The organism is Fusicatenibacter saccharivorans (assembly GCF_015557635.1).
Lineage (GTDB): Bacteria > Bacillota > Clostridia > Lachnospirales > Lachnospiraceae > Fusicatenibacter > Fusicatenibacter saccharivorans.
The window spans coordinates 216,563-229,612 of record NZ_JADNOP010000003.1 but is presented as its reverse complement, the minus strand read 5'-3'; the positions used below and the strand labels follow the sequence as shown (position 1 = coordinate 229,612).

The 13,050-nt window shown below is 50.5% G+C and carries 11 protein-coding genes; 1 reads left to right on the top strand and 10 read right to left on the bottom strand.

Translation table 11 applies throughout. The features are described 5' to 3' along the window. Positions 1 to 18: 18 nt before the first annotated feature. The 7 genes from I2G42_RS04170 to I2G42_RS04140 all read right to left on the bottom strand — a co-directional run bounded on the left by I2G42_RS04170 (position 19) and on the right by I2G42_RS04140 (position 7,455). Positions 19 to 402, bottom strand: coding sequence for a 4Fe-4S dicluster domain-containing protein (locus I2G42_RS04170; RefSeq protein ID WP_055219367.1), 384 nt, complete (start codon positions 400 to 402; stop codon positions 19 to 21). Then, positions 399 to 1,196 (bottom strand): CoB--CoM heterodisulfide reductase iron-sulfur subunit B family protein, encoded by a 798-nt coding sequence (locus I2G42_RS04165; RefSeq protein WP_022461168.1) that lies wholly within the window; start codon positions 1,194 to 1,196, stop codon positions 399 to 401. The genes I2G42_RS04170 and I2G42_RS04165 overlap by 4 nt, the downstream gene beginning before the upstream one ends. 206 nt (positions 1,197 to 1,402) lie before the next feature. Further along, the gene (locus I2G42_RS04160) at positions 1,403 to 2,350 is read right to left on the bottom strand and encodes an L-lactate dehydrogenase (protein ID WP_022461167.1); all 948 of its coding nucleotides are present in this window, start codon (positions 2,348 to 2,350) and stop codon (positions 1,403 to 1,405) included. A 503-nt stretch (positions 2,351 to 2,853) separates the two neighbouring features. Continuing rightward, on the bottom strand, positions 2,854 to 4,404 hold the full coding sequence (locus tag I2G42_RS04155; protein WP_119208289.1) for a Mur ligase family protein: 1,551 nt from the start codon (positions 4,402 to 4,404) through the stop codon (positions 2,854 to 2,856). Between the two features lie 101 nt (positions 4,405 to 4,505). After that, a complete protein-coding gene (locus I2G42_RS04150) occupies positions 4,506 to 5,873 on the bottom strand; it encodes an MATE family efflux transporter (RefSeq protein WP_117760885.1) in 1,368 nt (455 codons plus the stop codon). Beyond that, the gene (locus tag I2G42_RS04145) at positions 5,840 to 6,151 is read right to left on the bottom strand and encodes a hypothetical protein (protein ID WP_147345092.1); all 312 of its coding nucleotides are present in this window, start codon (positions 6,149 to 6,151) and stop codon (positions 5,840 to 5,842) included. Before I2G42_RS04145 ends, I2G42_RS04150 begins: the two co-directional genes overlap by 34 nt. After that, complete coding sequence (locus I2G42_RS04140; RefSeq protein ID WP_195530760.1) at positions 6,124 to 7,455, bottom strand: MATE family efflux transporter; 1,332 nt, start codon at positions 7,453 to 7,455, stop codon at positions 6,124 to 6,126. Before I2G42_RS04140 ends, I2G42_RS04145 begins: the two co-directional genes overlap by 28 nt. A 127-nt stretch (positions 7,456 to 7,582) precedes the next feature. Between I2G42_RS04140 and I2G42_RS04135 the strand changes: the two genes are divergently transcribed. After that, positions 7,583 to 8,200 carry a hypothetical protein gene (locus I2G42_RS04135; protein WP_117760883.1) on the top strand — a complete coding sequence of 206 codons (618 nt, stop codon included), beginning with the start codon at positions 7,583 to 7,585 and terminating at the stop codon, positions 8,198 to 8,200. Between the two features lie 16 nt (positions 8,201 to 8,216). Here the strand turns inward: I2G42_RS04135 and I2G42_RS04130 are convergent, their stop codons facing one another. Genes I2G42_RS04130 through I2G42_RS04120 form a run of 3 tightly spaced genes read right to left on the bottom strand, consistent with a single transcriptional unit; the run spans position 8,217 to position 12,979 of the window. Continuing rightward, entirely contained in the window at positions 8,217 to 9,395 is a 1,179-nt protein-coding gene (locus I2G42_RS04130; RefSeq protein ID WP_195530759.1) for a phosphopentomutase, read from the bottom strand. Positions 9,396 to 9,414: 19 nt separating this feature from the next. Continuing rightward, the gene (locus I2G42_RS04125; protein WP_117509216.1) at positions 9,415 to 11,259 is read right to left on the bottom strand and encodes an ABC transporter ATP-binding protein; all 1,845 of its coding nucleotides are present in this window, start codon (positions 11,257 to 11,259) and stop codon (positions 9,415 to 9,417) included. Beyond that, entirely contained in the window at positions 11,240 to 12,979 is a 1,740-nt protein-coding gene (locus I2G42_RS04120; RefSeq protein WP_334299334.1) for an ABC transporter ATP-binding protein, read from the bottom strand. The genes I2G42_RS04125 and I2G42_RS04120 overlap by 20 nt, the downstream gene beginning before the upstream one ends. Positions 12,980 to 13,050 lie beyond the last annotated feature (71 nt).

Below are 13,050 nucleotides of genomic sequence, written 5' to 3'. Positions count from 1 at the left end.
CTGTGGATGGGTTGTTTTTTACTTTCTATATTTACGGAATGCACTCATCAGAAGCTGCTGCGGAGTCTCATCATCCAGAAGAGCCGGAATTTCATCCGGAGAAAGATAATTCTCTCCTCTCTGACGGATCACGGAAAGACGAACTGCCTCGATCAGTTTGGCAGGTTTTACGTCTCTTGGACAGCGCTCTACACATGCGAAGCAGGAGAGGCATTTCCAGATGGACTTGGAGTTCATCAGTGCTTCCACATCGCCGTTCTGTACGTAAGATACAAACTGATGCGGACGGATGTCCATTTCGTTATAAGCAGGACAGGATGCGGAACATTTACCGCATTTCATACATTTTCTGGTATCCACACCGGCGATGGCACGGATTTCATCGGATGTTGCAATTTTCATGCCTGCACCTCCTCTTTGATGCCGAGTGCTTCTGCAAGAAGCTCGGTAAAGTAGGTAACCGGAAGACCTTCTTTTGTTCCGTTATTGCGCAGGTTGTACATGCAAAGCGGACATGCAGTGATCAGTTCTTCTGCTCCTTTGTAGGATGCGGATGCCATGATCTGGTCTACCATGTTGGATGCCATTTTCTTTTCTTTGAGGGATATGTAGCCGCCGCAGCACTCATTTCTCATCGGATATACGACCGGTGTTGCGCCAAGGGCCTTGATAAAGTCTTCAATGATTGTCGGATTTTCCGGATCGTCAAACTGCATTGTGGTGCTCGGACGAAGCAGCATACAGCCGTAATATGCGCCGATTTTTCTTCCTTTTAATGGGTTTACCACTTTCTCTTTGATCTTGTCAAATCCAACGACGTCACGCAGCACTTCCAGATAATGAAGTACTTTCGTTTCGCCAAGATATGGCTCGGAAAGAGCCATGTAGTTGTTTACTTTTGTCTGAATGTCTTCTACATTCGCCATGTCATCGTTTACGCGTTTGATCACGTGATGACAGGCGGAACAGACTGTGATCAGATCCTGTCCTTTTTCTTTGGCGTCTGCTAAGGCGCGAACCGAAGAAAGTTTTGTGGCGATTTCATCGGATGCCTGTGGATACACAGCTCCGCAGCACTGCCAGTTTTCAATTTCTTCCAGTTCAAATCCCAGAACTTTTGCGCACTCTCTGGCATAGTGATCCAGATCTTTTGCTTTGTTCTTCAGCGTACAGCCCGGAAAATAACTGTAGGTCATGGAATTGCTCCTTTCTTACTTGCTCCTGTTGGTTTCCATTTTTCCTGCGGTATCTTCTGTCCGGCACCGGAAAAGTTTCCGGTACCCTTTTTATGTACACCCGGCGGAAAATTTCTTCAGGCGCACGTTAAGGCAGTGGGAGATACCGCTCTTTCGCACTTTCTGCCACTGCCATAAATTTTATGTTTTGAGCTTATTGCCCGCTCTTAGTGCTCGATCTGTGCGATAACTGCTTTTAATGCGTCGGCACTTGCTTTGAGTTTTTCTACTTCCTCTTTTGTCATACGCATCGGAATCTTGCCCTGTACGCCTTTCGGTCCAACGAGGGTCAGTGTGCTTAAGCATACCTCCTCGATGCCGTACTCACCGTGCATCATGGAAGATACGGTTGCTACAGAATCGGAAGAAGAAAGAATGGTTGCTACCAGTTTGCATACTGCAACAGATACTGCATAGAAAGTAGCTCCTTTGTTTGCAATAACCTGTCCGCCGGAAGTTCTTACGTACTCCAGCATAGCATCTTTGTCGATCTTGGTTACGTTCTTGCCCATTTTTTCTACGGTCTCGTAGTACTCGTCCAGGCTGACACCGGAAACGTAAGCGCCGCTCCACGGAATGAAGGAAGTATCGCCGTGCTCACCGAATACGTAAGCGTGGATGTTTTTCTGGGCAATGTTGAGGTGTTCAGACAGTCCGCAGCGAAGTCTTGCGGAATCCAGCATGGTACCAGAACCAAGGATCTGGTTTTCCGGAAGTCCGGAGATCTTTGTAAACACGTAGGTCATGATATCAACCGGGTTGCTTACAATGATGTAGATGGCATTCGGAGCCGCTTTTACGATTTCCGGTGTGATGGATTTTAAGATGTTTACGTTGGTCTGGGTCAGCTCAATACGGGTCTGGCCAGGCTTTCTTGCAATACCGGAAGTAATAATTACGATATCAGAGTCCTTGGCATCCTCATACTCACCTGCGATGATGGAGACCGGATCGCGGAAGCAGGTACCCTGCGCGATATCCATAACCTCTCCCTCTACTTTTTTCTTGTTAATATCGATGAGAACAATCTCAGACGCGATGTCTTCGTTCGACAGTGTATAGGCGATCGTAGATCCAACGCTTCCAGCTCCAATGATGGTAATCTTGCTGCTCATAAATACTCCTTTCTAAAATACCCCTAGTTGGTTTTTGTGATTGATAAATTTTTCACTTTCCTTATCATAGCACTATGACAAGAATTTAACAAGTGTTTTTTTCGAGCATTTTCGTGAAATCTTTTTTCTCACTGAGCCCGTACGCTTCCAGAAGGGGTGTTCTGGATATATTTCAATACAATTATACCATTTTTTGTTCTTTTTCACAAGAATTCTTTCCAAAAACTTACAGCTTTGTCCTTCATCCCGCAGAATTCGTCTTTTTCCGCATGGTTCCCGGGTTTTTGCTTTCTGTGTTTAGTTTCACACGTCTAACTTTCGTTCGTTATATTTTTAACAACTTTTCGTCATACGGGCTAGTTTCTGTCCTTCTTTTCTACATTTTGTAGGATGTATCCGCCAAATTTCCTGTCTGATTTTCATTTCTGCTGCCGCCAGACGCAAAAAAGACACGGATTTTTCTGTTCCGTGTCTTTTTTGCTCTGTTTTTTCTGTTTTTGCTTCTATTCTTCTGTTTCACGAGCCGTTGCCGCTTCGGCAAATGCATTTCCATATTCGGCAAGCGCCTCTTTTGCATAGACGGCATCTGACCGGTACGGCACATTTCTGTTTCCGACGTGCATCGTCACGTCCGCGCCTTTTCCAAGGATCAGAACAACCTCTCCCGGTACGGCGCCAAGAATCGCCTCCCGGATTGCTGCTCCGCGGTCCATGCGGATCTGGAAGGATGCACCTTCCTTTGCTATGTACCCGCCGATCTCCTCACAGATCGCCTGCGGATCTTCGTTTCCCGGATCATCCGGTACGAGGAAAATCCGGTCCGCCCGTTTTCCGGAAATCTCACCCATATCTTTTCTGCGGTTGAATGCTTTTCCGCCCGGGGTTCCGAACACAACGCTTACGCGGCTCCCCGGGTATTCGAGTGCTACGGTATCAAACATTTTTTCAAAACTCAGGCCATTGTGCGCGAAATCCACGATCGCCGTGACCTCGCCCGCGCTGCTCTCATACGTCTCCATCCTTCCCGGAACGGTGACGCCAAGGAGGCTTTCCTTGATCAGCGAAACCGGGATTCCCATCGACCAGGCAGCCGCAATGGCAGCTACGGCATTCTCCACATTGAAGGCTCCGTGCACCGGCAGGGTAAAATCTTCCGAGAAATCCGGTCCTGCCACATGGAAATAGAATTTTCCTCTGCCCGGCTTGATATCACTCACGCGGATTACAGCATTTTCTTTCGATCCAAACGTAACGACGCGCTCGCATTTTGCCGCAGCTTTCAGGATTTCCTCGATATGGTCGCTGTCCAGGTTCACGCAGGCGCAGGTGCAGCGGTCGAAGATCTTTAATTTCGACTGGAAATAATCATCAAAATCCTTGTGCTCCGTCGGGCTGATGTGGTCCTCGGAGATGTTCAGGAAAATGGCGGTATCAAAATGCGTGTTTCCGACTCTCTCGTATTTGAGCGCCTGGGAGGATGCTTCCATCACCATATGGGAAAGGCCTGCATCTACGGCATTGCGCATATGGCGGCACAGCTCCAGGGATTCCGGCGTGGTGAGCGTTGATGCTTCTCTCGTCTTTCCGTCGTAATATTCAATCGAACTTAACAGTGCACATCCGTTTCCGCCCTGTTTTTTCAGGCAGGCATCGAGCATCGACTGCAGGTAATAGGCTGTCGTTGTCTTTCCTTTTGTTCCGGTCAGCGCCGTGACATGCAGCGACTTTGCCGGATAATCGTAAAACGCCTCACCCAGCACAAACTGTGCTTTTCTGGCATCGTTGACGATGAGCGCCGGAATTTCTTTTCCCGCTTCGTATTTTTTTTCACTTACATAGGCAACAGCACCGCGGTTTACGGCGTCTTTTAAGTATGCCTCTTTGAATGCAGCTCCTTTGCAGAGAAACAGAGTTCCCTGAGCCGCTCCGCCCGAAAAATACGTTACGAGGGTAACGGGTCTGTCCTCTCCTTCTTTTCCTTCCGGCTCTGCAAATTCCACCAGAAGGCCTTCCTGCTCCAGAAGTTTCTTATATTCTAATACCGACTGTTTCATAGGATATCTTCCTCTCTTCTATGGGATTCTTTTTCAGCTTTCCTAAAATCCAGGCTCCATTATACCAGAATTGAAACAGCTTGTCCATCTTGCGGCACGGCTTACATCATCTGCGCATTTTTCTCAAAAAGAGAACGAAGCGTTTTTGCGCAGTACAGGTACGCCGGAACGAGAAACAGATCGGCGAGAATCCATGCCACCGGGCTTGCGAAGCAGACTGCGGTGTAACCAAAATACGGAACAAGGAAAAAGGCTACCACCGAACGGCCGATCATCTCGCAGACGCCGGCAAGGATTGCAAATTTGCTGAAGCCCATGCCCTGCACGGTAAATCGTACGACATTGACAAGGGTCAGCGGAATGTAAAATACCATGTTGATCAGCAGCATCTGACGCGCCTGGTCGAGGATGACCGTCTCGGATGCATCTACAAAGAGAAGCGAAATCTGGCGGGACCACAGGAACATGACACCTAAAATAACCACAGAATACACGCTTCCGATGATTGAGCTCGCCAGGATTCCGGTGTTGACGCGATCCATCTTTTTCGCTCCGACGTTCTGTCCGGCGTACGTCGCCATCGTGGAGCCGAGCGCATCGAACGGGCAGCAGCAGAACATGGAAATTTTGCCGGCTGCCGTGACAGAGGCAACCGCCGTGGAACCAAGGCCGTTGACGGCAGTCTGTAAAATAACGCTTCCGATTGCGGTGATCGAATACTGCAGGCCCATCGGGATTCCCATGTTGCACAGATTGATCACATAGTGCTTGTGCAGCTTCCAGTCCTCTCTCTGGAAAGTGAGAATTGTGAATTTTTTCTTCATATAAAAGAGACATAAGAACCCGGAGATTCCCTGCGCAATAATCGTCGCCCACGCCGTTCCTGCCACTCCCATCGGGCGGACCAGCACAAGGTCAAGTACAATATTCAGTACCGAAGAAATACCAAGAAAAATCAAGGGGGAACGGCTGTCGCCGAGGCTTCGCATGATCGCCGAGGTCTGGTTATAGAGTACCATCAGCGGGATGCCAAGGAAAATGACGAAGATATAAGCGTATGCACCGTCCAGAATATCAGACGGCGTTTTCATCAGCACCAGAATATCACGGCACCAGATGCAGACAAGAACCGTCATCACAACCGAAAAAAGACCTGCCAGGACAGCTCCGTTTCCCACATACCGGCACAGAGCCTTCCGGTCGCCTGCGCCGAACATCTGCGCAACCGGAATGGCAAATCCGTTGCAGATTCCCATACAGAAGCCCACGATCATAAAGTTGATCGAACCTGTGCTTCCAACGGCCGCGAGTGCTTTCGCGCCGAGAAATTTTCCTACAATAATCGTATCGACCATGCTGTAGAACTGCTGAAACAGCATGCCGAGCAGCAGCGGCAGCGCAAACCCCAGAATCAGTTTTACCGGGCTGCCGTTGGTCAGATCTTTTGCTGCGCTTTTCTTTGTTTCCATGTGATGTCCTCCCTATTGTCGTATGTTTTTGCTTCCCCTTTTTGTCGAATCTCATGCCATTTTATATCTTGTTTTCTCAGAATGCAATCCCGTAATACTGCCGAATTAAGAGACGTTTTTTCATCACTTTTACGTGTTTTTGACATGGCAGCCGCCTGTGCAGGAATTCTGTTTTTTTGCGCACTCCAAAAGCGGCTGCGGCAGGTTCCCGTTCCGGAACGCTGTGCCGCAGCCGCTTTGCTGTTCTTTCTTATTTTGCAAATTCTTTCTTTTTCCACTGAAGCAGAATCATCACAGCCACCAATGCGGTCAGAAAATCAGAAACCGGCTGGGAGGCAATAACACTGGAAAAACCGGCAAGTTTCGAAGCGCAGAAAATTACAATGGCAAAAATCACGCCCTGACGTCCTGCCGAAAGAATCATTGCTCCTGCCCCGTTTCCGATCGCCTGGAAAATACAGGTCGATGCGAGTACGATACCAACAAACGGCATACCAATGAGCTGAACGCGGAGGATCTGCTGGGCCACTGCAATGACATCCGCCTCTTTTAAGAATAGTCCCACGAGAAGCGGAGCCGCCGCACCGAGCACAACCGCCATTCCGGCACCGGTCAGCACTTCCAGGAGGAAGGCAAAGCGGATCGTCTCACTGAGGCGTTTTTTATTTTTCGCTCCATAATTGTATCCGACCAGCGGCTGTCCGCCAAAAGCGAAACCGACCATCACAAGAACAGAAATCATAATAATTTTCAAAGCAATTCCCATCGCTGCAACTTTGTCCGTTCCATACGGCTGCAAAAATCGGTTCGTCAGCGTCACGCCGATGCTCTGCATAAAGTTTGTGACGGATGCCGGAATGCCGATGGCAAGAACGGCAAGTACCTCTGCTCCGGTCACTTTCAGTTTTCGGAAATCGACGGAGAGATAGCGGCATTTCTTTATCATAAAGATAACATAGAAAATATCACCGCAGATGTTGCCAATCACCGTTGCAATCGCTGCTCCGGCTGCTCCCATGCCGAGCGTGTAAATAAAGATCGGGTCAAGAATGATGTTGACGACGGCTCCCAGCATTGTTCCGATCATCGAGGCTTTTGCGAAGCCCTCGGTCCGAAGAAGATTGTTCGGCGTCAGCTGCAGGATGATAAACGGTGCGCCGAGTGCAATCCACTGGTAATAGTCCCCCGCATACTGCCACGTCGTCTCATCACAGCCAAGCAGGCCAAGGATCGGCTGTTTGGCGGCAAGCAGGATGATGCTGACCACAATGCCGACAGCAATCGCTGCGTAAAAGCAGAATACGCTGATCCGTCTTCCGTCCTCGTACTCTTTTTTACCGAAGAGGCGCGAAATGACGGAACTGCCGCCGACGCCGAAGATGTCACCGAGTGCAATCATCAGCGTGAAAATCGGTGTGCCGAGCGATACGCCGGCAATCAGCGCCGTGTTTCCGGTCCGCGCGATGAAAAAAGTATCTACCATATTATAGATCAGCGACACGATCATGCCGAGCACGACCGGAAGTGCGAGCGTCATATATGCTTTGGACACTTTTGTTTTCTCAAATAATTCGTTTTCCATTTTGAAAACTCCCCTTTCCTCTTTTTCGTTCTGGTTTATCTTAGCAGACTTTCTTGCTTTTTCTTGTGTCATATGTCACAATAAAGAAAAAGTTTTCCAAAAAATTTTTCTGTGAAAGGATTTTCCTATGAAACGAATTTTTGATCCGGCTCTGCTGGACTTTTATCTTCAGAAACATGAAATCCCATCTCTTTTCGATACCCCGGATCTCGCATTTTCTCTGTATCAATTTAAAAAGGGCGAACGGCTCGACACGCTGAATCCGGAGGAATACCTCTCGTTCCTCGTGGACGGTTCCATCGAGATCAGCGCCAACCGCGCCGACGGCACGAGCTACCCGATCGGCTATCTCGACGGCTTTACCTGCATCGGCGATATGGAATTCTGCGGAAAACGCGATGATACGCACCAGATCGAGGCACGCACCACCGCGCTTTGTATTGTTCTGCCGCTCGCTTCCACGAAAGAGCTTCTGCTGAACGACAACCGCTTTTTACGATATCTTTTAAACTCTGTCACCGAAAAGCTGATGCTTTATTCCAGCTCCCAGTCGAATTTTTCCACGCTCGAGGAATCCTTCCTCTCTTATCTCTCAGAGCGCTGTCCGGATCAGACGTTTTCCGGCGTGGAAAAGATGGCCATGCAGCTCCACTGCAGCCGCCGCCAGCTCCAGCGGGTTTTAAAGAAGCTGCTCGAAGAAGGACAGCTTGTGAAACTTTCGAAAGGTTCTTACCGCCTCAGCTGAAAACGCCATCGCTTCCTTATTTCCACGATTCCAGGATCGATGTTCCGATCGTTCCCTCCGGCATTTCCACGCCGAAGTTTTCTGCAACGGATGCGCCGATCACGGCAAAGGTGTCCTTCGTCTCCTGAAGGCCGCTCTCCTTCATAGACGGTGAGTACGCAAGGAGCGGCGCCTGTTCTCTGGTGTGGTCCGTTCCGGTATAAGTCGGGTCGTTGCCGTGGTCTGCCGTGATCAGGAGCAGATCGTCGTCTTTTAACTGCTCCAGCAGCTTTCCAAGGTTCACATCGAATTTTTCAATCTCTTTTCCGTAGCCTTCCGGGTTTCTTCTGTGGCCCCAGAGTGCATCGAAATCGACGAGGTTGACAAAGCACAGTCCGGTAAAATCTTTTCCTGCCGTCTCAATCGTCTGCTCCATGCCGTGGACGCTGCTCTTGGATTTCAGACTCTCCGTGATGCCCTCGCCGCAGAAAATATCGTTGATTTTTCCGATGCTGATGACATCATATCCTGCCTCCTGCATCGCGTTGAGCACGGTTTTTCCCGTCGGTTTGACAGCGTAGTCGTGACGGTTTGCGGTGCGGACGAACTCTCCTTTTTTCTTTCCGACGTACGGTCTTGCAATGACACGGCCGACTTTCCACTCGTCTTTCATGGTCAGCTCACGGGCAATCTCGCAGTAATGATACAGCGTCTCCAGTCCCATCGTCTCCTCGTTGCCGCAGATCTGCAGTACGGAATCCGCCGAGGTATAGACGATCAGTTCTCCGTTTTCGATCTCGCGCTCTGCCAGCTCATCGAGGATCTCCGTTCCGCTCGCCGCCTTATTGCCGATGATCTTTCTGCCGGTTCGTTTTTCCAGCTCGTCGATCAGTTCTTTCGGAAATCCGTGATCGGTGAACGTAACGAACGGCTTTGTCGTGTAAATTCCCATCATCTCCCAGTGGCCGGTCATGGTGTCTTTTCCGTTGCTCGCCTCGTTCAGTCTTCTGGCGTAACCCTTTGCCTCATCCTCTGTCACACCGCAGAGATTTCCCATGCCGAGGCGGCGCAGGTTCGGGATTTCAAGGCCTCCCTGACTCTCCCAGATGTGGCCGAAAGTATTGACACCGACATCCCCAAACTTCTCCGAATCCGCCATCGCCCCGATTCCGAGAGAATCCAGGACGATCAGAAAAATACGGTTATATTTTCTCATACTCTTTACTCCTTTCTTTTTAACTCAGCTCAAACATTCCATGATAGAGCTGATAATATTTTCCTTTCTGTGCCAGAAGTGCGTCGTGGTCGCCGCGCTCTACGATATTTCCCTGCTCCAGCACCATGATCGCATTGGCGTTTCGCACGGTGCTTAAGCGGTGGGCGATGACAAATACGGTTCTGCCCTCCATGAGCTGGTCCATTCCTTTTTCGATCAGCGCCTCGGTTCTGGTGTCAACGGAGGATGTTGCCTCGTCAAGAATCAGCACCGGCGGATCGGCAACGGCGGCACGGGCAATCGCGAGAAGCTGGCGCTGGCCCTGGGAGAGGTTGGCTCCGTCGGAGGTCAGCATCGTGTCGTAGCCGTTCGGCAGACGGCGGATGAAGGAATCCGCATTCGCAATTTTGGCCGCACGTTCAATTTCTTCCTGCGTGGCATCGAGTTTTCCAAAACGGATATTTTCTGCTACGGTTCCCGTGAACAGATGGGTATCCTGCAGAACGATACCAAGGGAGTGGCGCAAAGCGTCTTTTTCGATATCTTTTACGTCAATGCCGTCGTAGACAACCGCACCGCCCTGGACGTCGTAGAAACGGTTGATCAGGTTCGTGATCGTCGTTTTTCCGGCTCCTGTGGAACCGACAAAAGCAATTTTCTGGCCTGGTTTGGCATACAGGCTGATGTTCTTTAAGATCAGACGGTCTGCCGTGTAGCCGAAATCCACGTTTTCAAAACGCACATCGCCCTTTAATTCCGTCATCGTTCCATCCGGGCGCTTCCATGCCCAGCGGCCTGTTGTCTCTTCGCAGACGGCAAGTGCGCCGTTCTCTTCTTTTACGTTGACCAGTTCCACTTTTCCCTCGTCGATTTCCGGCTCCAGGCTCATCACGTCGAAGACACGCTCCGCACCGGCGAGCGCTGAGAGAAGGAAGTTGCTCTGCTGGGTGAACTGGTTGATCGGAAGCGCCGCCTGGCGGACAAAGACAAGGTAGCTTGCCAGGCTTCCGATATCGGCTTTTCCGTGCAGCGCGAGAAGGCCGCCGAGCACTGCCACAATCGCATAATTGACATACGAAATGCTGACAACGACAGGAACCATCGTCGCCGCATACCCCTGCGCGCCGGTTCCCGCTTTCCGGAGCTCCTCATTCTTTTTGCAGAATTCCGTAAAGCTCTCTTCTTCGTGGTGGAACACCTTGACGACTTTCTGTCCGGTGATCAGCTCCTCAATATAGCCGTTCAGTTCTCCGAGGCTGTTCTGCTGCTTCGTATAATAACCCTTGCTGCGCTTTCCGCTGAACTTGATATACCAGAACATGATACCGTAGCACACCGTTACAATCAGCGAGAGCCGCCAGTTTAGGATATACAGCAAGGTCAGTGTTCCCACAATCTGGATGAAGCTCTGGATAACCATCGCAAAACTGTTGTTCAGGGCATCTGCCATCGTGTCGATATCGTTCGTGAAAAGACTCATGATATCGCCGTGGCGTCTGCTGTCGAAGAACTGCAGCGGCAGTGTCTGGACGTGTTCGAACAGATCGCGGCGGATATCAAATACAACCTGCTGTGCTGCTTTTACCATGGTCTGCGTGTAGCCGTATGCTGCGAGTGCGCCGCACCCGAAAATGAGTGCCGTAATCAGCACGCCGCGCAGCAGTGTGTGCACATCTCCGTCCGCCAGTCCGTTGACAACCGGGCGGATCATATACGTTCCAAGGAGGTTGGCTCCCGCGCTGATTGTTACCAGTACCGCTACGACTGCGAGCATTTTTTTGTGCCGTCCCAGATAAGACAGGAAGACGCGCAGCGTGTGTTTCAGGTTCTTTGGTTTCTTTCCGCTATAAGCTCTCGCTGCCATTTTCGTCTCCTCCTTTCATCTGTGAGGCGTAAATTTCCTGATAAATCGGGTCATCCGCCAGCAGTTCAGCGTGCGTGCCGATCCGGTGTACTTTTCCGTCATCAAGAATGATGATCTGATCCGTATTCATGACGGATGTTACTCTCTGCGCAATGATAATTTTTGTGACATTCTTCCGCGCCGCCAGTGCCTCGCGGATCTTTTTCTCCGTTGCCGTGTCGACCGCACTTGTCGAATCATCGAAGATCAGGATTTTTGCCTTTCCGATCAGCGCACGCGCGATGCAGAGACGCTGCTTCTGGCCTCCGGAGAGGTTGCTTGCGCCCTGCTCGAGCACGGTGTCGAGGCCGTCCGGCATGCGGTTCAAAAATTCATCCGCACACGCCGCGCGGCATGCTTCCCAGATCTCCTCATCGGATGCATCCACATTGCCCCATTTCAGGTTTTCACGCACGGTTCCGGAGAACAGCACGTTTTTCTGCAGAATGATATTGACTGCATCGCGGAGAGCGGCAAGATCGTACGCGCGCACATCCTTTCCGCCGACGCGGACGGTGCCGCGGCTGGTATCATACAGACGCGGAATGAGCTGCACCAGCGTCGTTTTCGAAGAACCTGTTCCTCCGAGGATTCCTACCGTCTGACCAGCTTTGATCTTCAGCGTAACATCGGAGAGTGCGTACTCTTTTGCTTCTCCTTTGTATTTAAACGATACGTTGTCAAACTCCACGCTGCCCTCTGTCACTTCTGTTACACCATTTTCCGGCGAGGTGAGCACGATTTTCTCATCGAGCACCTCGACAATCCGGTGTGCGCTCGCCATGGAACGGGTCAGAAGCAGGAAGACGTTTGCAATCATCATCATCGAGTTCATGACCTGCATGACGTAGCTTAGAAATCCGGTCAGGTTTCCGACGGCAAGCTGTTTTTTCAGAATCATATTTCCGCCGAACCACAGAATCAGCACGATCGCGGTATACATGACGCCCTGAAATGCCGGCAGATTCAGCACGGCGTAGTGGAACGTCTGCTCGCTCGCTGCGGTCAGGTCGGTGTTGACCTCGTTGAATTTGTCTTCCTCGTACTCATCCCGCACGAAAGCTTTGACGGCACGGATCGCGGTCAGCCCCTCCTGGACAACGTTGTTCAGGCGGTCCACCATGGACTGCAGTTTTGTGTACATCGGGGCAACTCTCCGCACAATCAGGGAGAGAATAAAGCCAAGAAGCGGGGTACATACAAGGAATACAAATGCCAGCCGCGGATTCATATAGAATGAAAGGCCGATTCCCATAATCAGAAGCGACGGTCCGCGCGTGATCGGGCGGAAGCCGGCGCTTACCATATTCTGGATGACGGTAACATCCGTCGTCATACGGGTGATCAGGGATGATACCGCAAAGTGGTCGAGGTTGGAAAATGCATACTGCTGCATTTTCTCATACTCCGCCTTCCGGATCTCAGCTCCCCAGCCGTACGTCGCCCGCGCCGCAAAGTGCGCGTATAAAATTCCGGTCACAAGCGCACAGAGCGCGCAGACTCCCATCTGGATTCCCTTGCGGTAAATGTAAGGGATATCGCCGTTCGCAACGCCGATGTCAATCAGATTGGAAATCAGAATCGGAATAAAAAGTTCAAAACACGTTTCTACCAATACCAGCACTGCTCCGAAAATCATATCCCGCTTGTAGGGACCTGCATACGAGAGCAGACGCTTCATATCATTCATCTTCTGTCATGTCCTGCCACTCAAAATGTGATTAAATATACTTATCACATCGAGATAATGTA